This window comes from Entomohabitans teleogrylli, from assembly GCF_001484765.1.
Classification (GTDB): Bacteria; Pseudomonadota; Gammaproteobacteria; order Enterobacterales; family Enterobacteriaceae; genus Entomohabitans; species Entomohabitans teleogrylli.
In genome coordinates this window covers 18,827-42,265 of the sequence record NZ_LLXO01000012.1, presented here as the reverse complement: position 1 = coordinate 42,265, position 23,439 = coordinate 18,827, and the positions used below count along the sequence as shown (strand labels likewise).

The 23,439-nt window shown below is 56.4% G+C and carries 19 protein-coding genes and 1 riboswitch; of the genes, 16 read left to right on the top strand and 3 right to left on the bottom strand.

Annotated features, from left to right (window positions below):
• Window positions 1–7: 7 nt before the first annotated feature.
• The gene (malK, locus tag AQ981_RS14245; protein ID WP_058912417.1) at window positions 8–1,117 is read right to left on the bottom strand and encodes a maltose/maltodextrin ABC transporter ATP-binding protein MalK; all 1,110 of its coding nucleotides are present in this window, start codon (window positions 1,115–1,117) and stop codon (window positions 8–10) included.
• 378 nt (window positions 1,118–1,495) lie between these two features.
• Here malK and malE point away from each other — a divergent pair, with 378 nt between their 5' ends.
• The 4 genes from malE to lysM all read left to right on the top strand — a co-directional run bounded on the left by malE (window position 1,496) and on the right by lysM (window position 6,196).
• Window positions 1,496–2,686, top strand: a complete 1,191-nt coding sequence (gene malE / locus AQ981_RS14240) for a maltose/maltodextrin ABC transporter substrate-binding protein MalE (RefSeq protein WP_058912416.1) — start codon at window positions 1,496–1,498, stop codon at window positions 2,684–2,686.
• A 70-nt stretch (window positions 2,687–2,756) separates the two neighbouring features.
• Window positions 2,757–4,301 (top strand): maltose ABC transporter permease MalF, encoded by a 1,545-nt coding sequence (malF, locus tag AQ981_RS14235; protein WP_058912415.1) that lies wholly within the window; start codon window positions 2,757–2,759, stop codon window positions 4,299–4,301.
• Between the two features lie 127 nt (window positions 4,302–4,428).
• Window positions 4,429–5,319, top strand: coding sequence for a maltose ABC transporter permease MalG (gene malG / locus AQ981_RS14230; protein WP_058912414.1), 891 nt, complete (start codon window positions 4,429–4,431; stop codon window positions 5,317–5,319).
• Between the two features lie 424 nt (window positions 5,320–5,743).
• Window positions 5,744–6,196 carry a peptidoglycan-binding protein LysM gene (gene lysM / locus AQ981_RS14225; RefSeq protein WP_058912413.1) on the top strand — a complete coding sequence of 151 codons (453 nt, stop codon included), beginning with the start codon at window positions 5,744–5,746 and terminating at the stop codon, window positions 6,194–6,196.
• 50 nt (window positions 6,197–6,246) lie between these two features.
• Here lysM and psiE read toward each other — a convergent pair whose 3' ends face one another.
• Window positions 6,247–6,660, bottom strand: a complete 414-nt coding sequence (gene psiE / locus AQ981_RS14220) for a phosphate-starvation-inducible protein PsiE (protein WP_058912412.1) — start codon at window positions 6,658–6,660, stop codon at window positions 6,247–6,249.
• 430 nt (window positions 6,661–7,090) lie between these two features.
• On the opposite strand from psiE, the gene xylE reads away from it, so the two are divergent.
• Window positions 7,091–8,578, top strand: a complete 1,488-nt coding sequence (gene xylE / locus AQ981_RS14215) for a D-xylose transporter XylE (protein WP_058912411.1) — start codon at window positions 7,091–7,093, stop codon at window positions 8,576–8,578.
• Window positions 8,579–8,640: 62 nt separating this feature from the next.
• Here the strand turns inward: xylE and pgi are convergent, their stop codons facing one another.
• On the bottom strand, window positions 8,641–10,290 hold the full coding sequence (gene pgi / locus AQ981_RS14210) for a glucose-6-phosphate isomerase (protein WP_058912410.1): 1,650 nt from the start codon (window positions 10,288–10,290) through the stop codon (window positions 8,641–8,643).
• 317 nt (window positions 10,291–10,607) lie between these two features.
• Window positions 10,608–10,805: riboswitch (Lysine riboswitch) on the top strand.
• Between the two features lie 107 nt (window positions 10,806–10,912).
• Here pgi and lysC point away from each other — a divergent pair.
• The 11 genes from lysC to AQ981_RS14155 all read left to right on the top strand — a co-directional run bounded on the left by lysC (window position 10,913) and on the right by AQ981_RS14155 (window position 23,411).
• On the top strand, window positions 10,913–12,262 hold the full coding sequence (lysC, locus tag AQ981_RS14205) for a lysine-sensitive aspartokinase 3 (protein WP_058912409.1): 1,350 nt from the start codon (window positions 10,913–10,915) through the stop codon (window positions 12,260–12,262).
• A 261-nt stretch (window positions 12,263–12,523) separates the two neighbouring features.
• Window positions 12,524–15,346, top strand: a complete 2,823-nt coding sequence (locus tag AQ981_RS14200; protein ID WP_058912408.1) for a hypothetical protein — start codon at window positions 12,524–12,526, stop codon at window positions 15,344–15,346.
• A 149-nt stretch (window positions 15,347–15,495) separates the two neighbouring features.
• On the top strand, window positions 15,496–16,161 hold the full coding sequence (locus AQ981_RS14195) for a response regulator (protein ID WP_058912407.1): 666 nt from the start codon (window positions 15,496–15,498) through the stop codon (window positions 16,159–16,161).
• Window positions 16,154–17,527: a quorum sensing histidine kinase QseC gene (gene qseC / locus AQ981_RS14190; protein ID WP_058912406.1), complete on the top strand. Its 1,374-nt coding sequence runs from the start codon at window positions 16,154–16,156 to the stop codon at window positions 17,525–17,527. The genes AQ981_RS14195 and qseC overlap by 8 nt, the downstream gene beginning before the upstream one ends.
• A 112-nt stretch (window positions 17,528–17,639) precedes the next feature.
• Complete coding sequence (gene panS, locus AQ981_RS14185; protein ID WP_058912405.1) at window positions 17,640–18,596, top strand: ketopantoate/pantoate/pantothenate transporter PanS; 957 nt, start codon at window positions 17,640–17,642, stop codon at window positions 18,594–18,596.
• A gap of 355 nt (window positions 18,597–18,951) precedes the next feature.
• Window positions 18,952–19,899 (top strand): sugar-binding transcriptional regulator, encoded by a 948-nt coding sequence (locus tag AQ981_RS14180; protein WP_058912404.1) that lies wholly within the window; start codon window positions 18,952–18,954, stop codon window positions 19,897–19,899.
• Window positions 19,900–19,975: 76 nt separating this feature from the next.
• Complete coding sequence (locus AQ981_RS14175; protein ID WP_058912403.1) at window positions 19,976–20,782, top strand: SDR family oxidoreductase; 807 nt, start codon at window positions 19,976–19,978, stop codon at window positions 20,780–20,782.
• A 9-nt stretch (window positions 20,783–20,791) separates the two neighbouring features.
• The gene (locus AQ981_RS14170; protein WP_058912402.1) at window positions 20,792–21,208 is read left to right on the top strand and encodes a mannose/fructose/sorbose PTS transporter subunit IIA; all 417 of its coding nucleotides are present in this window, start codon (window positions 20,792–20,794) and stop codon (window positions 21,206–21,208) included.
• On the top strand, window positions 21,208–21,699 hold the full coding sequence (locus AQ981_RS14165; RefSeq protein WP_058912401.1) for a PTS sugar transporter subunit IIB: 492 nt from the start codon (window positions 21,208–21,210) through the stop codon (window positions 21,697–21,699). Before AQ981_RS14170 ends, AQ981_RS14165 begins: the two co-directional genes overlap by 1 nt.
• Window positions 21,700–21,777: 78 nt before the next feature.
• Complete coding sequence (locus AQ981_RS14160; RefSeq protein ID WP_058912400.1) at window positions 21,778–22,575, top strand: PTS mannose/fructose/sorbose transporter subunit IIC; 798 nt, start codon at window positions 21,778–21,780, stop codon at window positions 22,573–22,575.
• 11 nt (window positions 22,576–22,586) lie between these two features.
• A complete protein-coding gene (locus AQ981_RS14155; RefSeq protein ID WP_058912622.1) occupies window positions 22,587–23,411 on the top strand; it encodes a PTS system mannose/fructose/sorbose family transporter subunit IID in 825 nt (274 codons plus the stop codon).
• Window positions 23,412–23,439 lie beyond the last annotated feature (28 nt).

Here is a 23,439-nt window from a genome sequence, read left to right as displayed (position 1 = left end):
GGAATGCTTAAACGCCGGGCTCTTTATGCTGCCGACGACAGGCGGTGCCATCTTCACGGAACAGATGGCAACGCTCCGGCGGCAGGCCGATGGCGAATGTGGCACCCTCTTTAACCAGCACCACGTCGTTCTGGCGATACACCAGGTTTTGACGTAACGCCGGAATTTGGATATGGATTTGTGTTTCGTGACCAAGTTGCTCCACTACCTGTACTTCCCCCTCCAGGGTGACATCAGCAATGTCGCTGGGCAGCAGATGCTCCGGGCGAATCCCCAGAGACATATTCGATCCCACCTGCACATTGGCGCTGTCCACCGGCAGCCAGACCTGCTGGCGGTTAGGCAGTTCCACCTGCACCTGATCGATAGCCGTCGCGGTGACTTTCACCGGCAGGAAATTCATTTTCGGCGAACCGATAAATCCGGCGACGAAGCGGTCTGCCGGGTAGTGGTACAGCTCAAGCGGCTTGCCGACCTGGGCAATACGACCGGCGTCCAGCACCACAATCTTGTCAGCGAGGGTCATCGCTTCAACCTGATCGTGGGTGACGTAAATCATGGTGCGTTTCAGGCGCTTATGGAGGCGGGAGATTTCAATACGCATCTGGACGCGCAGCGCGGCATCGAGGTTGGAAAGAGGTTCGTCAAGCAGGAACACATCCGGCTCCGCCACCAGTGTACGGCCAATCGCCACACGCTGACGCTGGCCGCCGGAGAGCGCTTTCGGACGCCGCTCCAGTAGATGCGCCAGCTGGAGTACTTCGGCGACCTGGGTCACCCGGTGGTTAATCACCTCTTTTTTTGCGCCGGCCAGTTTCAGACCGAAAGACATGTTCTCCGCGACATTGAGGTGTGGATACAGCGCATAAGACTGGAAGACCATCCCGACGCCACGCTCGGCGGGGGGAATGTCATTCATGCGCTTATCGCCGATAAACAAATCACCGCTGGTGATCGTTTCCAGTCCTGCAATCATGCGCAACAGCGTCGATTTACCGCAGCCTGACGGTCCAACAAATACCACGAACTCCCCGGCTTCAATATCCAGATTGATATTTCTGGACACTACGACGTCGCCCCAGGCTTTCGTTACATTCTGCAGCTTTACGCTCGACATGCCTTTCTCCCTTCACTACGACTGCCCGCCAGACGGCAGGTGCAACAAGATGTGTCTGACTATGAAGGATCGCGACAGGGTGTAAATCCTCCACCCCCTCGCTTTTTCGTGGGGGAGGAGACGGGAGGATGAGAGGGGAGGGTCTGCAACCGATTACGGCAACCTGACGGGATTTTCGTGATCCTGTAGCCAAAAACTGCTGCTGTTTTTTGTGCGCCGTGCCACAGAACGGCCAGTATTGTTACCGCGATCACACTCGAAGGGGGTGGGGCGTAGGGTAAGGGAGGATGAGAAGCGCTTGTCATAAACGCAGACTGCTGATTGAAAAGCCATTCACTGTATCCACGTGCATAACCACCAACCAAAAGGATGGGACTTATGAATATGAAAACCGGCGCTCGTATCCTTGCGCTGTCTGCTCTGACAACAATGATGTTCTCCGCTTCCGCGCTTGCCAAAATTGAAGAAGGCAAACTGGTTATCTGGATCAACGGCGATAAAGGCTATAACGGCCTCGCAGAGGTGGGTAAAAAGTTCGAAAAAGACACCGGCATCAAAGTTAGCGTAGAGCACCCGGACAAGCTGGAAGAGAAATTCCCGCAGGTTGCCGCCACCGGCGATGGTCCGGACATCATTTTCTGGGCCCACGACCGTTTTGGTGGTTACGCGCAGTCCGGCCTGCTGGCGGAAATCACGCCGGATAAAGCCTTCCAGGACAAAGTCTACCCGTTCACCTGGGATGCGGTGCGCTACAACGGCAAACTCATCGCTTATCCGATCGCAGTAGAAGCGCTGTCGCTGATTTACAACAAAGACCTGGTCGCGGAACCGCCGAAAACCTGGGAAGAGATCCCGGCGCTGGATAAAGAGCTGAAGGCGAAAGGTAAGAGCGCGCTGATGTTCAACCTGCAGGAACCGTACTTCACCTGGCCGCTGATCGCCGCTGATGGCGGATACGCCTTTAAACTCGCCGACGGCAAATACGATGTGAAAGATGTTGGCGTGGATAGCGCAGGCGCCAAAGCCGGCCTTGGCTTCCTGGTCGATTTGGTGAAAAACAAACACATGAACGCTGACACCGATTACTCCATCGCTGAAGCGGCGTTCAACAAAGGCGAAACCGCCATGACCATCAACGGCCCGTGGTCGTGGTCGAATATCGATAAGAGCAAGGTGAACTACGGTGTCGCCCTGCTGCCAACCTTCAAAGGCAAGGCCTCTAAACCGTTCGTTGGGGTACTGAGCGCCGGTATCAACGCCGCCAGTCCGAACAAAGAGCTGGCGAAAGAGTTCCTGGAAAACTACCTGATGACTAACGAAGGTCTGGCGGAAGTGAACAAGGACAAACCGCTGGGCGCCGTAGCGCTGAAAACTTACCAGGAAGAGCTGGAAAAAGATCCGCGCATCGCCGCTACCATGGCTAACGCCCAGAAAGGCGAAATCATGCCGAACATCCCACAGATGTCCGCCTTCTGGTACGCGGTCCGTACCGCTGTTATCAACGCAGTAAGCGGTCGCCAGACCGTGGATGAGGCGCTGAAAGACGCTCAGGGCCGTATCACCAAGTAATTGTTGCGTACCCTCCCCCTCCGTATCCCGAGGGGGAGAGGTTTAGTCACCGCTGTAGAGGAATAACCCCATGGATGTGATTAAAAAGAGCCACTGGTGGCAGAGCGAAGCGCTGAAATGGTCGGTCATTGCGCTGTTAGGCCTGCTGGTTGGTTATCTTGTCGTTTTGATGTACGCCCAGGGGGAGTACCTGTTTGCCATCATGACGCTGATTTTAAGCTCTGCTGGCCTGTATATTTTCGCTAACCGCCGCGCCTACGCCTGGCGCTACGTCTACCCGGGTCTGGCGGGGATGGGGCTATTCGTACTCTTCCCGCTGGTGTGCACTATCGCTATCGCCTTTACCAACTACAGCAGCACCAACCAGCTCACCTTCGAGCGCGCCCAGCAGGTATTGATGGATCGCCAGTATCAGGCCGGCAGCGCGTATAATTTCGCCCTCTATCCGGACGGTGATAAGTGGCAACTGGCGCTGACCGATGGCGCAAGCAGTAAAAACTATATTTCTGAGCCGTTCGCCTTTAGCGGCGAGCAGCATCTGAAACTGACCGAAGCCGCCGCTCTGCCGGACGGCGAGCGCGCCAATCTGCGCGTCATCACTCAGAACCGCCAGGCGCTGACCCAAATTACCGCTGAAATGCCCGACGGCAGCCAACTGGTGATGAGCTCCCTGCGTCAGTTTTCCGGCACCCGTCCGCTGTATACGCTGGCGGATGACCAGACCCTGACCAACAATCAGACCGATACCCGCTATCGCCCGAACGATGCGGCGGGCTTCTACCAGGCCATCAATGCCGACGGAAGCTGGGGAAGCGAACAGCTCAGCCCGGGCTATACCGTCACCATCGGCTGGGAAAACTTCACCCGCGTCTTCACCGATGACGGTATCCAGAAACCTTTCCTGGCCATCTTTGTCTGGACCGTGGTGTTCTCGGTACTGACCGTTATTCTGACCGTGGCGGTCGGCATGGTACTGGCCTGTCTGGTGCAGTGGGAATCCCTGAAGGGCAAAGCTGTCTACCGGGTATTGCTGATTCTGCCCTACGCCGTACCGTCATTTATCTCGATTCTGATTTTCAAAGGGTTATTCAACCAGAGTTTCGGTGAAATCAACATGATGCTCAGCGCGCTGTTCGGCATCAAACCGGCCTGGTTCAGCGACCCGACCACCGCCAGAGCGATGATTATCATCGTCAATACCTGGCTGGGCTACCCGTACATGATGATTCTGTGCATGGGGCTGCTGAAAGCGATTCCTGATGACCTGTACGAAGCTTCGGCAATGGACGGCGCCGGCCCGTTCCAGAACTTCTTCCGCATCACGTTGCCGCTGCTGATTAAGCCGCTGACGCCGCTGATGATTGCCAGTTTCGCCTTTAACTTTAATAACTTCGTGTTGATTCAGTTGTTGACCAACGGCGGCCCGGACCGCCTCGGCACCACCACGCCGGCCGGCTATACCGACCTGCTGGTCAGCTATACCTACCGCATCGCCTTCGAAGGCGGCGGCGGCCAGGACTTCGGTCTGGCGGCGGCTATCGCCACGCTGATCTTCCTGCTGGTTGGGGCGCTGGCGATTGTTAACCTGAAAGCAACGCGTATGAAGTTCGATTAATCGATAACATCCGCCGCCGCTGATATGCCGGCGGCGCGAACCGGGACGAACGCGGGATGCACAGCGTCGCCCCGGGTGATGGTGACGGGCGCAACAGCCTGGAGCAGCATTAAGGAGTCAAGAAAATATGGCCATGGTTCAACCCAAATCTCAAAAACTGCGCCTCCTGCTGACGCACTTAGGCCTGCTGATTTTTATCGCAGCCATTATGTTCCCGCTGCTGATGGTTATCGCCATCTCGCTGCGCGCCGGGAACTTCGCAACCGGAAGCCTGATCCCGGACCAAATCTCCTGGGAGCACTGGCGGCTGGCGTTAGGCTTCAGCGTGGAACACGCTGATGGCCGCGTCACGCCGCCCCCCTTCCCGGTGCTGCTGTGGCTGTGGAACTCGGTGAAAATCGCCGGGATCACCGCTATCGGTATTGTGACGCTTTCCACGACCTGCGCTTACGCTTTCGCCCGCATGCGCTTCCCGGGGAAAGCGACGCTGCTTAAAGGGATGCTGATTTTCCAGATGTTCCCGGCGGTCCTTTCACTGGTGGCGCTGTATGCCCTGTTCGATCGCCTCGGGCAGTACATTCCGTTTATCGGCCTGAACACCCATGGCGGGGTGATTTTCGCTTACCTGGGCGGCATTGCGCTGCACGTCTGGACCATTAAAGGCTATTTTGAAACCATCGACGGTTCGCTGGAAGAAGCTGCCGCGCTGGATGGCGCTACGCCGTGGCAGGCCTTCCGTCTGGTACTGCTGCCGCTGTCGGTACCGATTCTGGCGGTGGTATTTATCCTGTCGTTTATCGCCGCTATCACCGAAGTACCGGTGGCCTCTCTACTGCTGCGTGACGTCAACAGCTATACCCTGGCGGTAGGGATGCAACAATATCTCAACCCGCAGAACTATCTGTGGGGCGACTTCGCCGCCGCCGCCGTACTTTCGGCAATACCGATTACCGTCGTGTTCCTGCTCGCTCAGCGCTGGCTGGTCAGCGGCCTGACCGCGGGCGGTGTGAAAGGCTAAATACGTGGGGGAATGTCCCCCACTCCCTGGAATTTTCCGCCGGGATGACGCCTGGCGGGAAGAAAGAAGTTTTACTGCCCTGATGTTTCAGGATGCTGTCAGAATCTTTCTGCCTGAGTCTGAAGGGGAGATGCCACTGCAAAACCCTCAACTTGAATTAACCCAACTTGTGACTGTTTTAGGCGACCTGCGGGTCGCCCTTTTTTTACCTGAGCCCGGGATGAAAACCATTCCGGGCGCCATCTGCTATGGTTAACACTGTTCCGGCGCAAAATCAGTGCGTCGCGCCCTGGTGATATCCGATTTTATCTCCCCCAGGAGATTTCCGATTGAAGATAGCCCCGGCGGCGCTTAGCCTGGTGCGCGCAAACGGGGGCGGATCACCCGCCTCTGTATCCATTGTCCAGGACAACAGGAGGTGACTGTGGGTTTATTCAACTTTGTGAAAGAGGCCGGTGAAAAACTGTGGGATGCCGTGAGCGGCAAAAGCAGCACCGACATGAGCGAAAAGTTAAAAGAGCATGTGACGAAACTGGGTCTGCCCGGCGCCGATCGTGTCAATATTGATATCGCGGCAGACGGCAAGGCTACGGTAACAGGAGAAGGCTTAAGCCAGGAAGAGAAGGAAAAGTTACTGGTTGCCGTGGGTAACGTGGCAGGGATCAGCGATGTGGAAGACAACATCAGCGTCACCAATAACACAGCCAATGCCAGTGATTATTACACGGTGAAATCCGGCGATACCCTCAGCGCGATTGCCAAAGCGCAGTACGGCAATGCCAACGCCTACATGAAGATTTTCGAAGCCAACAAACCAATGCTGTCCCACCCGGATAAAATCTACCCGGGCCAGACGCTGATCATCCCCCGGGATTAAGTCACGACCCTAAAGGCGCAAAGCCTTTAGGGTGTTTCTGACGTCGTCGCTTATTCACGCTTCAGGCGCTGGCTGTTACACAGCCACAGCGTGATGACCAGCAGTAAAATAGCCCCGGAATAGAGCAGCACATCCACCGGCGAAGCATTATCGACAATAATCAGCCGTACAATCGCGGTGATCCCGATATAGACAAAATAGCGTAGCGGAAAGTGGTAACCGGACTGAAAGTACTTCAGTATCAGAGCAATAAATTCGAAATACAGGAAGTACACCAGCAACCCTTCCACCAGTTCATATTTACTGGCCTGGATGCCGCTGGTGATTAACACATCCGCCAGATGTAGCGTCTCCTTCCCCAGGAAGATTATCAGGATAATCCCCAGGCTCAATAGCGCCAGGTTAAGTACTGCCTGTAAAAATGCGGCGATCAGGTCCGCCCAGCGGCGATTCTGCACGCTCATAACAACACCTCGTTTTTGATTAACTTCGCCCTGTTATACGTTAAAACCGTGATCGCGATCTACTTATTCTGTCACCAGATACGCGGATATCATCGGTTATAGAATATTTCTGAACCATGTCCAGCGATCTCTCCGCGCGCGCAAATCACTATTACGTTATTTAAGAATTCGCTTCTGATAATTGTTTTTTGTGGGCTACATCACTTATTTTTGGTTAACTCATTCAGTTTTACCATAATAAGACTGCGTATATAAATCCCGCCACGATCACAGAAAAGACAAAACATAATTACATTGTAAAAAATGGCAATTGTCATCCCTCCCCCACCGCCCGACCATCAGAAACCATAAGTGATAACAACGTCGTCCCTGAGTAAAAAAATAAGGGGACGATACAACAGGTTCCTGAACTGAAAAGGCAGGTCTGATAATGAAGAGTCAGTATAATTCCACGTATATTTTTACGATTACGTTAGTTGCCACATTAGGAGGGCTGTTATTCGGTTACGATACTGCGGTTATTTCCGGGACGGTGGATTCGCTGAATACTGTCTTTGTCGCCCCGCAGCAATTAAGTGAAGCCGCTGCCAACTCACTGCTGGGTTTCTGCGTCGCCAGCGCTCTGATAGGCTGCATCATCGGCGGGGCTATCGGCGGTTACTGCAGTAACCGCTTTGGGCGCCGGGATTCGCTGAAAATCGCGGCACTGCTGTTTTTTATTTCCGGCGTCGGCTCTGCCTGGCCGGAACTGGGGTTTACGTCAATTAATCCGGATAATACGGTACCGGTTTATCTCGCCGGCTACGTCCCGGAATTTGTTATTTACCGGATTATTGGCGGCGTTGGCGTTGGGCTGGCATCGATGCTCTCGCCAATGTATATCGCCGAAATCGCCCCCGCGGAAATCCGCGGCAAGCTGGTCTCCTTCAACCAGTTCGCAATTATATTCGGGCAGCTTTTAGTTTACTGCGTGAATTATTTCATTGCTAAATCCGGCGATGCCACCTGGCTACATATCAATGGCTGGCGTTATATGTTCGCCTCGGAATGTATCCCGGCGCTGTTATTTTTAGGGTTATTGTTTACAGTTCCGGAAAGCCCACGCTGGCTGATGGCCCGCGGCCAGCAAAAAAAGGCGCAGGGGATCCTCAGCAATATTATGGGAGCAGAGCAGGCCAGAATCGCGATGCAGGACATCGCGCAATCCCTGGAACATGGCCGCAGAACCGGTGGACGGCTGCTGATGTTCGGCGCTGGCGTCATCGTGATTGGCGTGATGCTTTCCGTATTCCAGCAATTCGTCGGCATCAATGTGGTGCTCTACTATGCGCCGGAAGTGTTTAAAACCCTCGGCGCCAGTACCGATGTCGCGCTGCTGCAAACCATTATTGTCGGGGTGATTAACCTGAGCTTCACGGTGCTCGCTATCATGACTGTGGATAAATTCGGCCGTAAACCGCTGCAGATCATCGGCGCGCTGGGCATGGCTATCGGTATGTTCAGCCTCGGCACCGCCTTCTATACCCAGAGTTCCGGCGTTATCGCGCTGATCGCCATGTTGTTTTATGTCGCCGCCTTCGCCATGTCCTGGGGACCGGTATGCTGGGTGCTGCTGGCGGAAATCTTTCCCAATGCGATTCGCGGCAAGGCGCTGGCTATCGCTGTGGCCGCCCAGTGGCTGGCTAACTACTTCGTCTCCTGGACATTCCCGATGATGGACAAAAACTCATGGCTGGTCGCCCATTTCCATAACGGCTTCTCCTACTGGATTTATGGCTGTATGGGCGTGCTGGCGGCGTTGTTTATGTGGAAGTTTGTTCCGGAGACCAAAGGGAAGACGCTGGAGGAGCTGGAGAGTTTATGGGAATCAGCGCCGCGCGAAGCAGCCGATAAACCCTCGGTCATGCCCGGGAACTGACGGCTCACCGACCATTAAAAATGCCGGCAATGACGCCGGCATTTTTCAACTACACCATTAACTTAACCGCGCCAGGCTTTATAGCGATTGATCAGGCCGTTAGTCGAACTGTCGTGGCTGTCTACCGCCTTATCCTCTTTCAGCTCCGGCAGGATACGGTTGGCCAGCTGTTTGCCCAGCTCCACGCCCCACTGGTCGAAGGTGAAGATATTCAGAATCGCCCCCTGGGTGAAGATTTTATGCTCATACAGAGCAATCAGCGCCCCCAGGCTGTAGGGAGTGATTTCCCGCAGCAGGATGGAGTTAGTCGGGCGGTTGCCTTCAAATACCTTAAACGGCACCACGTGCTCCAGTTGCGCCGGGTCTTTACCCTGGTCACGGAACTCTTGTTCCACAACTTCACGGGATTTGCCGAACGCCAGCGCCTCGGTCTGGGCAAAGAAGTTGCTCAACAGTTTCGGATGGTGATCGGACAGCGGGTTATGAGTAATCGCCGGGGCGATAAAGTCACACGGCACCAGCTTAGTCCCCTGGTGAATCAACTGATAGAAGGCGTGCTGACCATTTGTCCCCGGCTCGCCCCAGATGATCGGCCCCGTCTGATAGCTGACAGCCTGGCCGTTACGATCGACATACTTGCCGTTGGACTCCATATTGCCCTGCTGGAAATAGGCGGCAAAACGGTGCATATACTGGTCGTACGGCAGAATAGCTTCAGTTTCCGCGCCGAAGAAATTGTTGTACCAGATACCGATCAGCGCCAGCAGCACCGGCAGGTTTTGCTCCGGCGCAGCCGTGGAGAAGTGCTGGTCCATGGCGTGAGCGCCGGACAGCAGTTCGACAAAGTTGTCAAAGCCCACCGACAGAATGATCGACAGACCAATCGCCGACCACAGCGAGTAGCGACCGCCTACCCAGTCCCAGAATTCGAACATATTGGCGGTATCAATACCAAACTCGCCAACCGCTTTCGCGTTAGTGGAAAGCGCCGCAAAGTGCTTCGCCACGTGTTGTTCATCGCCGGCGGTTTTCAGGAACCAGTCGCGGGCGCTGTGGGCGTTGGTCATGGTTTCCTGGGTGGTGAACGTTTTGGAGGCCACCAGGAACAGCGTGGTTTCCGGGTTCACATTCTTCAGCACTTCCGCAATATGAGTGCCGTCGACGTTGGAAACAAAATGCATGTTGAGATGGTTTTTGTAAGGGCGCAGCGCCTCGGTCACCATGTACGGGCCGAGGTCGGAACCGCCGATACCGATGTTCACCACGTCGGTAATGGCTTTGCCGGTATAGCCTTTCCAGCTACCGCCGATGATCGCCTCTGAGAAAGCTTTCATCTTTTCCAGCACCGCGTTGACTTCCGGCATCACATCTTTGCCGTCAACCACAATCGGCGTATTGCTGCGGTTACGCAGCGCCACATGCAATACCGCGCGATCTTCAGTACGGTTAATTTTCTCACCGGAGAACATCGACTTAATCGCCCCGGCCAGATCGGTCTCTTTCGCCAGCGCCTGCAATTTTTCCAGGGTCTCGGCGGTAATGCGGTTTTTGGAGTAGTCCACCAGCATCAGATCGCCGAAGGTGGCGGAAAACTTACTGAAACGATCGGCATCCTGAGCAAACAGATCGGCGATCTTCACGTCTTTCATGGCGGCGTAATGCTGCTCAAGGGCCTGCCAGGCGGCAGTCTGGGTAGGATTGATATTTTTCATAGCAATACTCATGTGAATTGAAAAATGTGACTGCGGTCGATTGTAGCGCTTTGAATCTGAATTGTGAGGACTTTTGTGTCAATTCTCCGCCAGTTCTTTTCCGGGCGACCCGCGTCGGCGCGCGGGCGTCGCGCATCAAGTATGGATTCCCCGGCGCGGAAGAGAAAGTTTCCCCCCCTGGCGCCGGGTAATAATCGCCTCGTCCGGCGCTGGAAATCCACTCCCCAACGGCGCTGCACCCGGCGATGGAAAAATCCAGGTGTTGACAAGCGGCGCGGAACCCATTATCTCTGGTACGTCACTTGCGCACTTGTGCGCAAGCCAGAAGAGGCGCGTCGTCCAGGTAATGTGTCTGAGGAGCCAGTCCGCAGACGGCACAAGAGGGGGAGCGACGCCGAGGTAGTTTTTCTTGCCTGGCGGAGAAAAACTGTCGACTGCAGGGGCTGAATCCCCTGGGTTGTCACCAGAAGCGTTCGGCAGTCGGGCGTTTCGCAAGGTGGAGCGCTTCTGGGTGTACGGCAGTGGTTCCCGCTCTACGTCTACCCGTTTACCGCTCTTCCCTTGTTCCAGGGCTGAAAAAAATTAGCGCCATTAGTGTATGGCTCCCTGACAAGAGGTTTTTATGACACACACCGTTGTTGCCAAATTTGGCGGTACCAGCGTCGCGGATTTCGACGCCATGAACCGCAGCGCCGATGTTGTTCTTTCTGATGCCAACGTTCGCCTGGTGGTACTTTCCGCCTCCGCCGGCGTGACGAACCTGTTGGTGGCGCTGGCCGAAGGGCTGGAAGCCGCAGAGCGCGGCGCCAGACTCGACGCCATTCGCCAGATCCAGTACGCCATTGTCGATCGGCTGACCAGTCCCGAAGTGATGCGTGAAGAGATCGATCGCCTGCTCGACAATATCACCACTCTGGCGGAAGCCGCTTCCCTGGCCACCTCCACCGCCCTGACTGATGAACTGGTCAGCCACGGTGAGTTAATGTCCACCCTGCTGTTTGTCGAAATTCTGCGCGAACGCGGCGTTGAGGCCCAGTGGTTCGACGTGCGTAAAGTGATGCGCACCAACGATCGTTTTGGGCGCGCCGAACCAGATGTCGCCGCGCTGGCGGAGTTAGCCAGTCAGCAACTGGCGCCGCGACTCGCAGAGGCGCTGGTGATCACTCAGGGGTTCATCGGCAGTGAAGCGAAAGGCCGCACCACCACCCTGGGCCGCGGCGGCAGCGACTATACTGCGGCGCTGCTCGGCGAAGCTCTGCACGCCAGCCGGGTGGATATCTGGACCGATGTACCGGGTATCTACACCACCGATCCGCGCGTGGCGCCTGCCGCCAAGCGGATCGATGAAATCGCCTTTGAAGAGGCGGCGGAAATGGCCACTTTCGGCGCGAAAATCCTCCACCCGGCGACCCTGCTGCCCGCGGTACGCAGCGATATTCCGGTGTTCGTCGGTTCCAGTAAAGAGCCGCAAGCCGGCGGTACTCTGGTGTGCAACCAGACCCGTAATCCGCCGCTATTCCGCGCCCTGGCGTTACGTCGCCGCCAGACGCTGCTCACTCTGCATAGTCTGAATATGCTGCACTCCCGGGGGTTCCTGGCCGAAGTGTTCAGCATTCTGGCGCGCCATAATATCTCCGTGGACCTGATTACCACCTCGGAAGTGAGCGTGGCCCTGACGCTGGACACTACCGGTTCAACGTCGACCGGCGATACCCTGCTGACCTCGGCGCTGCTCACTGAACTCTCGTCGCTATGCCGGGTGGAAGTAGAAGAAAATCTGGCGCTGGTGGCGTTGATCGGCAACGATTTGTCCCGCGCCTGCGGTGTGGGGAAAGAGGTGTTCGGGGTACTGGAGCCGTTTAATATCCGCATGATTTGCTACGGCGCGTCCAGCCACAACCTGTGCTTCCTGGTGCCCGGCGACGATGCCGAGCAAGTGGTCCAGAAACTGCACAACAATCTGTTTGAATAACCCCTGTGTCAGACGCCTCCCTGACGGGAGGCGTCGTTATACCATTACCGCCTGCCCAGCCTGACATAGCGGATAAACTCATCCGCGCACCCGCCATCGCGAACATTCGCATACCGTGAATTATCTGATTTATTCCCCCAGGTAAATGAATTAACGCCACGTTAAGCGTCCCTTAAGTCTGGCGGAATCAAATCCGCCCTGATCCAGGCCCTTTTGCTGTAGCGCCCGGTTTTTTTAAGGACAAAAATATTAAGGAACGGCATGAATAAGAAAATTCTATCCTGCTTTATTTCGCTTACTCTGGGCGCCACATCCGTTACCAGCCAGGCCGCCAGTTGCCCGGCTGACGTACAAAAGCTATCCGCCGCCGAACGTGCAAAACTTCCCGCCAACTGCCTGACGGATTCAGAAAGTAGCTCGCTGTGGTGGTGGGTGGGCGGCGGTACCGCTCTGGCGGCCGCCGGTATCGCGATTGCCGCTGGCGGCGGCGATGACGACGACGACGACGACGATGACGATTTCGACGACGACGATGACTATATCGAATATTACCTGCGCTATGGCGCCTGGCCATCGGGTACGCCGCAGTCAATTATCGACCGCTGGAATAATAACAACAGCGGAAATAACAGTAACAACGGCAACAACAATAACGGAAATACCGATCAGGGAAACAGTAACGGCAATTCCGGGACTGCCAGCGACAGCTTCAGCGCTCACCGTAATACCAGCGGCGGCGTCTCTGCCTTCGCCTTTAGCCAGGCGAACGGTACTCTGACGGCGGATCTCAACAGCACGGTGAGCGGTAATAATCAATATACAGCCAGGGCAACAGGCCAGGGCATCACCGTTACGCAACAGGCGAGCATCACCACCAGCGCGCAAAACGACGCCACCGCGCTGTATGTCACCGGCAATCAGGCGACAGTTAACTTCGCCGGTACCCTGACCGCCAGCGGCGATGACGCCAGCGTGCTGGAGCTTAATGGCGCCAACAGCACCGTCACGCTGACCAACACCAGCCGCACCAGCGCAACCAACGGGGCCGACGCCATTGATATCGAAGGCGCTAATGCCAGCGTCTCTGTGCTCGGTTCGCTCACCGTTTCTGGCTGGGACAGTACCGGTGTGGCGGTTAGCGGCCAGCAGGCGCAACTGACCATCGGCGACAGCGCCACGGTGAATGTCTCCTCCCTGAGCGGCACCTGGCGGGACGACGACGTGATTGCCAGCGCCTTCGATATCGACGGTAACGCTCTCCAGGTAACCCAGAACAGCAACAACTTTGTCGTTGGCGCCAACGCAACCGGTATTGATGCCGAAGCCAGTCTGGGCGGCAGTGTCCTGCAGAACGGCGCCATGACCATCAGCGGCAATGGGGCGACCGGGATCCGCATCGAAAGCGAGAGAGCCACCGGTAGCCTGACGGCCACCAACCGCGGTAGCCTGAACGTCTCCGCCGGCGGCGCCGGCATGGTCGCCAGCGGCTATGGCGCATCGCTGGTCAATACCGGCAGCATTGTGGTGAATAACAGCGGCAGCGCACTCAGCGCCGCTTACGGCGCCAGCGCCATTAACCAGGGTACCATCACCCTGAGCGCCGATGGCGGTATCGCCAGCGGAACGCTGACAGCGCTGCGCGGCGCGGGTAATAGCACGCTGATCAACGACAGTCAGGGAATCATCCACGTCAATGCCAGCGGCGCTACACCGTTTACCGCCACCGCCAGCGACACCATCGTTAACCGGGGAAAAATTTACGTTAACGGCAGTGACGCCACTCAGCAGTATGCGCTCAGCAATTACACCATCGGCACCCTGAGCGCCAGCCAGGCGGGCACGCTGTACGGCCAGAACCTGAATCTGCAAACGGTACAGGTCGATACCGCCTTCGCAGACCAGACCAGCGCCACCACGGTACGTTTTAACGATGTGGTTGTCGGCGACAATCTGAGCGGCGCGGAGAATATCCAGTCAACCAGCATCGTGTGGACGGCTCAGGGGGTGGAGAACACCACAGGCAATATCGACGTGGTGATGACCAAAAACCGTTACGACGCACTGGTAAATGATGCCGCTTTACAGCAGGCTGCCCGGGCGCTGGAAGACGCTTACCAGACAAGCGCCTTATACAGCAGCCTTAATCAGGCGTCCGTCAGCGGCCTGAACCACGCGATTTCGCAGATCTCAGGCCGCGATATCGGGCTGGCGCTGAAACAGGCCCGAACCCTGAGTAGCCGTTTTGATCGCATGGCGGACAATGCGCTGAAATCACCCGACGGGCTGGGTTTCAACATTGTCGATCGCCACAATCCTCAGGCTGAGCTGGGGGAGAACGGGCGTTATGACATGGCGGCGCTGACCCAGGACTTTACCTGGGGCGATCATCAGTTCACGCTGCGCTATGGTCTGGCGCGTATCAATGGCAGCCATAACCAGAGCGCCGACGGCGTTACCGGCGGTTACAGCCAGTTCTTTGGTTTACATCACCAGCAGCTGATCGGCGACTGGCAGTGGAAAAATCAGTTAGATGCAACCATTCATCAACTTGATACCACGCGCAATATCCGTTATGACGGTATTAGCCGTCAGGCAAATGCTTCCAGCAAGCAGCAGGAACTGCGTTTCGACTCGACGCTGGGTAAAACGCTGGCCCTGAGCAAAGGCATCAGCCTGGAGCCGTATGCCGGGTTAAGTCTGCGCCTGCATCATGCCGATGCGCTGCAGGAGCGCCGGGCCGGCGAGTGGAATTTGCACCTCGACGCTCGGGAGAAAACCGCCGTTGACGCGCTGGCTGGCGTGCGCTTCTCCTGGCGTGATGACCGCGGCCTGATGCTGAATGCGACGCTGGAGGGCGGCCCAAACCTGCATTACCGGGAGCAAAGCGGCTATGCCCGCCTGGCAAGCCACCCGGGAGTGCGCTTTAAGAACCGCAGCCAACAGGGGAATGGCATCACCAGTAACGCCCAGGTCGGCGTGCACTGGGTGCACGGCAACAGCGCGCTGGGACTCAATGCCTATCACTGGCAGGAAGATAATCAGCAGGATAAAGGACTGCTGGTGAAATTCAATTATCAGTTCTGAGGCTCTGCTTCATGCAACGGCCCTGGGGGGCCGCAGGACGGATGCCCGCTGTCCGCCCGGTTAATCACAAAGCTCAAAAACCCGGTTTTTGGGCTTTGTCAGTCATCAGGGCGAACCAGAGGGCAGTGAGTGACAACGGATGGAAACCAATGAGAATACTGCTGCTGGAAGATGACCTGCTGATTGGCGACGGCATTAAGAATGGCCTGGAACAGTGCGGCTTTTCGGTAGACTGGTTTACCCAGGGCGAACAGGGCCGGCAGGCGCTAATGATGGCGCCCTTCGACGCCGTCGTGCTCGACCTCGGCCTCCCCGGCGTCGACGGTATGGATATCCTGAGCTGGTGGCGCCAGCAGCAGCGTAGCGAACCGGTGCTCATTCTTACCGCCAGAGATGCTCTGCATCAGCGCCTGGAGGGGCTGAACGCCGGCGCCGATGATTATATGGGCAAGCCCTTCGCCCTGGCTGAACTGGTTGCCCGCCTCAACGCCCTAATCCGCCGCCGCCACGCCCATTACACCACCCGACTCTCTCATCGTCACGTCGCCTTTGATACTGATACCCGTAGCGTAACCAGCCACGGCGAACCGGTGATACTGACCGTCAAGGAACAGGCGCTGCTGGAGCAGTTGTTGCTCAATAAACATCGCATCATGTCGCGCGCCGCGCTGGAAGAGAAGCTCTACAACTGGGATAACGACCTCGGCAGCAACGCCGTTGAAGTGCATATCCACCACCTGCGGCGCAAGCTCGGCAATGATTTTATCCGCACCGAACGCGGACTGGGCTATTACCTGGGAGCCGACGATGAATGATCTCAGCCTGCGTACCCGCCTGCTGCTGTATATTCTGTTGATAGCACTGCTGGTATGGGGAGCCGCCAGCAGCCTGGCGTGGTGGCAAACCCGCCATGCCATCGATGAGGTCTTCGATACGCAGCAAATGCTGTTCGCCAAACGCCTCGCCACCGCCAACCTGAGCGAATTAACTGCGGAAGACGCCGCCTTTGGCCCGCTGCCTAAAACCCGCCATCTGGTGGGGATGGGCGACAGTGGCCGGCTGGACGACGATGCGCTGGGATTCGCTATTTTTGATGAGCGTGGCGCGCTGCTGCTCAGCGATAACGACCACGGCCACGAGTTCGGTTACAGCGCGCAAACCGGCTTTCTGGATAAACCGCTGGAAGGGGATGACGATGAGATGTGGCGCATCCTCTACATCACCACGCCGGACAAACGTTTCACCATCGCCGTCGGCCAGGAAAAAGATTACCGCTCCGATCTGGTTAACGAGATTGTCTTCGGTCAGTTGTGGCCGTGGCTGTTCGGGCTGCCGCTGATGATGCTACTCACCGCCTGGATTGTCCGCCGCGAGCTGTTCCCGCTGAAGCATACCGCCGACGAACTGGCCCAGCGCACCCCCGATGACAGCACCCCGCTGGCGCCGGAAAGCGTGCCGCCGGAAGCCAGACCGATGGTCACGGCGCTGAACGCGCTGTTTGTGCGGGTCAGCAGTATGCTGGAGCGCGAGCGCCAGTTCACCGCCGACGCCGCCCATGAACTGCGCAGTCCGCTGACCGCGCTGCGCATCCAGAGCGAAGTAGCGCTACTGGCGGAAGAAAACGGTAAAACGCGGCGTAATGCCCTGAACAACCTGATAACCGGCATCGATCGCACTTCCCGGCTGGTGGATCAGCTACTGGCGCTGTCCCGGCTGGATGGCAATAGCTCGTTGATGAGCGAACTCAACCATATCGACTGGCGCAGGCTGGCGGCAGAAGTGGTGGAAGAAGCAACGCCGACCGCCGATCAGAAAGCCATTACGCTGACCCTGCAGGAGGATGACCTGCCGGAAGTCGTCAAAGGTAATCCGGTGCTGCTGAAAATGCTGCTCGGCAATCTGGTCAATAATGCCCTGCGCTATACCCAGCAGGGCGGTGCCGTTACGGTCACCCTGCAGCACAGTCGCATCCTGGTTACTGACAACGGACCCGGCGTGATGCCCAGTCATCTGACACGCCTCGGCGAACGCTTCTTCCGGCCACCGGGCGCGACCGAGAATGGCAGCGGGCTGGGGCTGTCTATCGTGAAACGTATCGCCCGTCTGCACGATTTTCAGATTTGCTGGCAGAACCGCCCGGAAGGCGGATTCCAGGTGGTCGTCGGCTTCGCCGGGCAATAATCTCCGGTTTGCCGGGCGACAAAAATCTTTATACTGAAATCTTATGCCGGGGGAGCCCGGCATATTAAAAACACAACACAACAAAACAACCTGACATTGCAAGGAAATCCCTATGCTCGCCACCTTAACCCGGCTGTTCCCACTCTGGGCGCTGCTGCTGTCCGTCATCGCCTATTACACGCCAGGCAACTTTGTCGCTATCGGCCCGTGGGTCAGCACATTATTGATGTTGATTATGTTTGGCATGGGCGTCCACCTGAAGATTGATGACTTTAAACGGGTACTTTCCCGACCGGCGCCGGTGGCGGCAGGTATCCTGCTCCACTATCTAATCATGCCGTTTGCCGCCTGGCTGCTGGCGATCATTTTTAAGATGCCGCCAGATCTTTCCGCCGGTATGGTGCTGGTAGGCAGCGTGGCCAGCGGCACCGCCTCCAATGTGATGATCTATCTGGCAAAGGGAGACGTTGCCCTGTCGGTCACCATCTCGGCGGTTTCCACCCTGGTTGGGGTATTCGCCACACCGCTGTTGACTCGTCTGTACGTGGATGCGCGTATTGAGGTCGATATCATGGGGATGCTGATGAGTATCCTGCAAATCGTAGTGATTCCCATCGGTCTGGGTCTGGTGATCCACCATCTGTTCCCGAGACTGGTGAAAGCGGTAGAGCCTTATCTGCCGGCATTTTCCATGGCCTGTATTCTGGCGATTATCAGCGCCGTGGTCGCGGGCAGCGCCAGCCACATCGCCTCGGTAGGGATGGTGGTGATTGTGGCGGTGATCCTGCATAACACCATTGGCCTGTTGGGCGGCTACTGGGGCGGGCGCCTGTGCGGCTTTGACGAATCCACCTGCCGCACGCTGGCCATTGAGGTCGGCATGCAGAACTCCGGTCTTGCCGCCGCGCTGGGTAAAATTTACTTCTCGCCGCTGGCGGCGCTGCCCGGCGCCCTGTTCTCGGTCTGGCACAACCTGTCCGGTTCCCTGCTGGCGGGCTACTGGTCCGGGAAACCGATTGCCGGCGATGTAAACAACCCCGTAGCGCAGTCACAGGAAACGCGCCGCTAAGCTTCTCAACCATAAAGAAACCGGCGCTGGCCGGTTTCTTCAGGACCCGCCAGCACATCCGTGCAACCACCGCCCGATGCATTTTGTGATCAGCCCCACCCTTTGTTCACAAAAGAGCGACTCGCCACCGGCAAAAACGGATGTGAAAAACTGTCCGTCGTTCAGGGCATTATCTCCATCAGCACATCTGTGCAGTTCATCTCCTGTCAGCGCATCATTTGTGCAACAGATCTACTGTCAATGCACCCTCCAAATATCACAAAATTTCTTTGCCCCGGATAAACGAAATGGTTATATCAGATCACGAGCACATATCAGCCACTTGCACAAATGTGCAAATCCCGGGAGGAATGCGATGGACAACAGTGACGATATCCGCCTGATCGTTAAAATCGCTCAACTCTATTACGAACAGGATATGACCCAGGCGCAAATCGCCCGTGAACTGGGGATCTATCGCACGACCATCAGCCGCCTGCTGAAGCGTGGCCGCGAGCAGGGGATCGTGACGATCGCCATCAATTATGATTACAACGAAAACCTGTGGCTGGAACAGCGCCTGAAGCTGCAGTTCGGGCTAAAAGAGGCCGTGGTGGCGTACAGCGATTCACACGACGAGAGCCAACAGCTGGCGGCGATGGGGAAACAAGGCGCCCTGCTGCTGGATAGGCTGATCGAAGCTGGAGACATTATCGGTTTTTCCTGGGGACGCGCCGTCAGCGCGCTGGTGGAACATCTTCCGCAGTCAAATCATGGGCGCCCGGCGATTTGTGTCCCGATGATTGGCGGGCCATCCGGGAAGCTGGAAAGCCGTTACCACGTCAATACCCTCACCTATAGCGCAGCGGCAAAGTTAAAAGCGGAATCCCATATGGCGGATTTTCCCGGGCTGCTGGAAAACAGCCTGATCCGCAACGGTATTATGCAGTCCCGGCACTACCAGACCATCTCATCTTATTGGGAGAATCTGGATATTGCGCTGGTCGGCATTGGTTCACCGGCGATTCGCGACGGCGCGAACTGGCACGCTTTTTACGGTAGCGAGGAGACCGACGATCTGAATTCACGCCAGGTGGCGGGGGATATTTGCTCGCGCTTTTATACCCTGAATGGCGACGCGCTCAGCACCAAAATGACGGAAAAAACGCTGGCTATTGAATTACATCGTTTACAACAGGCTCGCTATGCTATTGGCGTCGCTTTTGGCGCAGAAAAATATTCCGGCATTCTCGGCGCGCTACGTGGCAAATATATTAACTGTCTGGTAACCAATCGCCAAACCGCAGAAATGCTGGTGAAGTAATTTAAACGTCATTGGATTATGCGCAGGTTATTTCCTGCGTCGGGTATCGCTTGGTTTTTATTTACAGGAGTCTGAAATGCAAAACTGGTTAAATCTGGAAAACAAAGTCATTATTGTCACTGGCGGCGCCTCCGGTATAGGTCTGGCGATTGTCGAAGAGTTATTACGCCAGGGCGCCGTAGTACAAATGGTGGATATTCACCCAGGCGATCGGGATTTCAGTCGTCAGGAAAATTACCGCTACTGGCCCTGCGATATTTCCCGCCTTGCTGAAGTCCAGGAGGTTATTAGTCATATTACCGAACAGTATGGCCGCATCGACGGTCTGGTAAATAACGCCGGGGTGAATTTTCCGCGCCTGCTGGTGGATGAAAAAGAGCAGTTCGGACGTTATGAGCTGAATGAAGCCGCTTTTGAAAAAATGGTCAATATCAACCAGAAAGGGGTGGTGTTTATGTCTCAGGCCGTGGCGCGCCTGATGCTCAGCCAGCGCGACGGCGTTATCGTCAACGTCTCATCAGAAAGCGGGCTGGAGGGCTCCGAAGGCCAGAGTTGCTATGCCGCCACCAAAGCGGCGCTCAACAGCTTTACCCGTTCCTGGTCTAAAGAGCTGGGCAAACACGGTATTCGCGTGGTGGGCGTCGCGCCGGGGATCCTTGAAAAAACCGGCCTGCGTACCCCGGAATATGAAGAGGCGCTGGCCTGGACGCGCAATATTAGCGTCGAGCAATTACGCGCCGGCTATACCAAAAATGCCATTCCTATTGGCCGGGCCGGTCGGCTGGGGGAAGTCGCAGACTTTATTTGCTACCTGCTTTCCGACCGCGCCAGCTACATCACCGGCGTCACTACCAATATTGCCGGCGGTAAAACTCGCGGCTAAGGGGGCATTATGGTATCAGCTATTTTTTGCGCTCACGGTCACCTGGCCCGCGCCATGCTTGACTCCGTCAATATGGTTTATGGCGCCACGCCGTGGGTCAGCGCGGTGACTTTCCAGCCCGGCGAAGACGCCTGCGATATTGCGGACAAATTAACCGCCATTATGGCCGACGTCCCGGACGGCGAGTGGCTTATCGCCGTCGATATGCAATTCGGCAGCCCGTGGAACGCCGCCGTCGCTCTGGCAATGACTAACCCGCGCCTGCAGGTGATCAGCGGTCTTTCTCTGCCGCTGGCGCTGGAACTGGTCGATAACCAGCAAACGCTGGAAGCTCCCGCGCTGTGCGCCCACTTATCGGAGGTGAGTCAGCAATGTTGTGCGGTATGGCAACCATCCCCCCAACTGGCAGAAGAAGAGGATTTCTGATGATTATTACCCTTGCCCGTATTGACGACCGGCTTATTCACGGCCAGGTCACCACCGTCTGGTCTAAAGTGGCCAACGCCCAACGGATTATCATCTGTAACGATGATGTTTTTAACGATGAAGTACGCCGTACCCTGTTACGCCAGGCGGCTCCGCCCGGTATGAAAGTGAACGTAGTCAATATTGAAAAAGCTATCGCTGTTTATCACAACCCGCAATATCAACAGGAAAAAGTTTTTTATCTTTTCACCAACCCTCAGGATGTATTAGCCATGATCCGTCAGGGGGTAGTTATTGAAACATTGAATATTGGCGGTATGGCGTGGCGACCTGGAAAAAAACAATTAACCAAAGCCGTATCGCTGGATAATCATGATATTCAGGCATTTCAGGAATTACAGCATCTGGGCGTAAAACTGGATTTACGGGTTGTTGCTACCGATCCGTCAGTCAATATTCTCGATAAAGTCGCCGCAATGTCTGAAGCCTGATAATAAAACACCGCAAAACAAATATGTCGTTACCGGCAGGGCGCTGTACACCCTGAGAAAACTCACAGAGGTCGTATTATGGAAATAAGTACCCTACAGATTATCGCTATATTTATTTTTTCCTGTATCGCCGGAATGGGCAGCGTGCTGGATGAATTCCAGACCCATCGTCCACTCATTGCCTGCACGGTGACCGGGCTTATCCTCGGCGATTTAACCACCGGCATCATGCTCGGCGGCACGCTGGAACTGATCGCCCTCGGCTGGATGAATGTCGGCGCCGCCCAGTCCCCGGATTCGGCGCTGGCCAGTATTATTTCCACCATTCTGGTGGTGGTCGGCCAGCAAAGTATTGCCACCGGTATCGCCATCGCCCTGCCAGTCGCCGCCGCCGGTCAGGTATTGACGGTTTTCGCCCGCACCATCACCGTCGCTTTTCAGCATGCCGCCGATAAAGCCGCGGAGCAGGCCCGGTTCAGCACCATCGATCTACTGCACGTCTCCGCGCTGGCGGTACAGGCGCTGCGGGTATCCATACCGGTGCTGATTGTCTCGCTGTTCGTTAGCGCCGATATGGTCAGCGAGATGCTCAACGCCATCCCCGATGTGGTAACCCACGGCCTGCAAATCGCCGGTGGTTTTATCGTGGTGGTCGGCTACGCCATGGTACTGCGTATGATGGGCGTAAAGTACCTGATGCCATTCTTTTTCCTCGGCTTCCTGGCCGGTGGTTATCTCAATTTCAGCCTGCTGGCCTTCGGCGGTGTCGGCGTAATTGCCGCCCTGCTGTATATCCAGTTGAATCCTCAATGGCGTAAAGCCGAATCCCCTGCCGCGGCGCCACAGTCCGCCGCCTTCGATCAACTGGAAGATTAATGGAGCTCACTATGGAACAGAAAAAACTCACTCGCGCCGACCTGTTCAGCATGTTCGTGCGCTCCAATCTACAGCAGGCTTCCTTTAACTTTGAACGCATTCACGGTCTTGGCTTCTGCTACGACATGATCCCGGCCATTAAGCGTCTGTACCCGCTCAAAGAGGACCAGGTCGCCGCCCTGAAACGTCACCTGGTGTTCTTCAACACCACCCCGGCGGTATGCGGACCGGTACTGGGCGTCACCGCCGCGATGGAGGAGGCCCGGGCCAACGGCGCGGATATCGACGACGGCGCCATCAATGGTATCAAAGTCGGCCTGATGGGCCCGCTGGCCGGGGTCGGCGATCCGCTGGTCTGGGGAACTCTGCGTCCGATCACCGCCGCGCTGGGCGCTTCGCTGGCCCTGAGCGGCAATCTGCTGGGCCCGGTACTGTTTTTCGTGCTGTTCAACGCCATTCGCCTGGCGCTGAAGTGGTATGGCCTGCAGTACGGCTTTCGCAAGGGAGTCAATATCGTCAGCGACATGGGCGGCAACCTGCTACAGAAACTGACCGAAGGCGCATCGATCCTCGGGCTGTTTGTTATGGGGGTCCTGGTCACTAAATGGACCACCATCAATGTGCCGCTAGTGGTGTCGCAAACGCCGGGCCCGGATGGCCAGACCGTCACGATGACGGTGCAAAACATCCTCGATCAGCTTTGCCCGGGCCTGCTGGCACTGGGTCTCACACTACTGATGGTGCGTCTGCTCAGCCGCAAGATTAACCCGGTATGGCTAATCTTCGCGCTATTCGGGCTGGGGATTGTCGGCAGTTGGCTGGGCTTCCTTTCCTGATTTTTCACCCCGGTTACCCGCCGGGATA

Coding starts and splice junctions, on each gene's coding strand:
- malK (WP_058912417.1), bottom strand. CDS start 1,117: ATGTCGAGCGTAAAGCTGCAGAATGTAACGAAAGCCTGGGGCGACGTC.
- AQ981_RS14165 (WP_058912401.1), top strand. CDS start 21,208: ATGATTATTACCCTTGCCCGTATTGACGACCGGCTTATTCACGGCCAG.
- panS (WP_058912405.1), top strand. CDS start 17,640: ATGCTCGCCACCTTAACCCGGCTGTTCCCACTCTGGGCGCTGCTGCTG.
- AQ981_RS14155 (WP_058912622.1), top strand. CDS start 22,587: ATGGAACAGAAAAAACTCACTCGCGCCGACCTGTTCAGCATGTTCGTG.
- xylE (WP_058912411.1), top strand. CDS start 7,091: ATGAAGAGTCAGTATAATTCCACGTATATTTTTACGATTACGTTAGTT.
- malE (WP_058912416.1), top strand. CDS start 1,496: ATGAATATGAAAACCGGCGCTCGTATCCTTGCGCTGTCTGCTCTGACA.
- malG (WP_058912414.1), top strand. CDS start 4,429: ATGGCCATGGTTCAACCCAAATCTCAAAAACTGCGCCTCCTGCTGACG.
- AQ981_RS14180 (WP_058912404.1), top strand. CDS start 18,952: ATGGACAACAGTGACGATATCCGCCTGATCGTTAAAATCGCTCAACTC.
- pgi (WP_058912410.1), bottom strand. CDS start 10,290: ATGAAAAATATCAATCCTACCCAGACTGCCGCCTGGCAGGCCCTTGAG.
- qseC (WP_058912406.1), top strand. CDS start 16,154: ATGAATGATCTCAGCCTGCGTACCCGCCTGCTGCTGTATATTCTGTTG.
- AQ981_RS14170 (WP_058912402.1), top strand. CDS start 20,792: ATGGTATCAGCTATTTTTTGCGCTCACGGTCACCTGGCCCGCGCCATG.
- AQ981_RS14175 (WP_058912403.1), top strand. CDS start 19,976: ATGCAAAACTGGTTAAATCTGGAAAACAAAGTCATTATTGTCACTGGC.
- lysC (WP_058912409.1), top strand. CDS start 10,913: ATGACACACACCGTTGTTGCCAAATTTGGCGGTACCAGCGTCGCGGAT.
- malF (WP_058912415.1), top strand. CDS start 2,757: ATGGATGTGATTAAAAAGAGCCACTGGTGGCAGAGCGAAGCGCTGAAA.
- AQ981_RS14195 (WP_058912407.1), top strand. CDS start 15,496: ATGAGAATACTGCTGCTGGAAGATGACCTGCTGATTGGCGACGGCATT.
- AQ981_RS14200 (WP_058912408.1), top strand. CDS start 12,524: ATGAATAAGAAAATTCTATCCTGCTTTATTTCGCTTACTCTGGGCGCC.
- psiE (WP_058912412.1), bottom strand. CDS start 6,660: ATGAGCGTGCAGAATCGCCGCTGGGCGGACCTGATCGCCGCATTTTTA.
- AQ981_RS14160 (WP_058912400.1), top strand. CDS start 21,778: ATGGAAATAAGTACCCTACAGATTATCGCTATATTTATTTTTTCCTGT.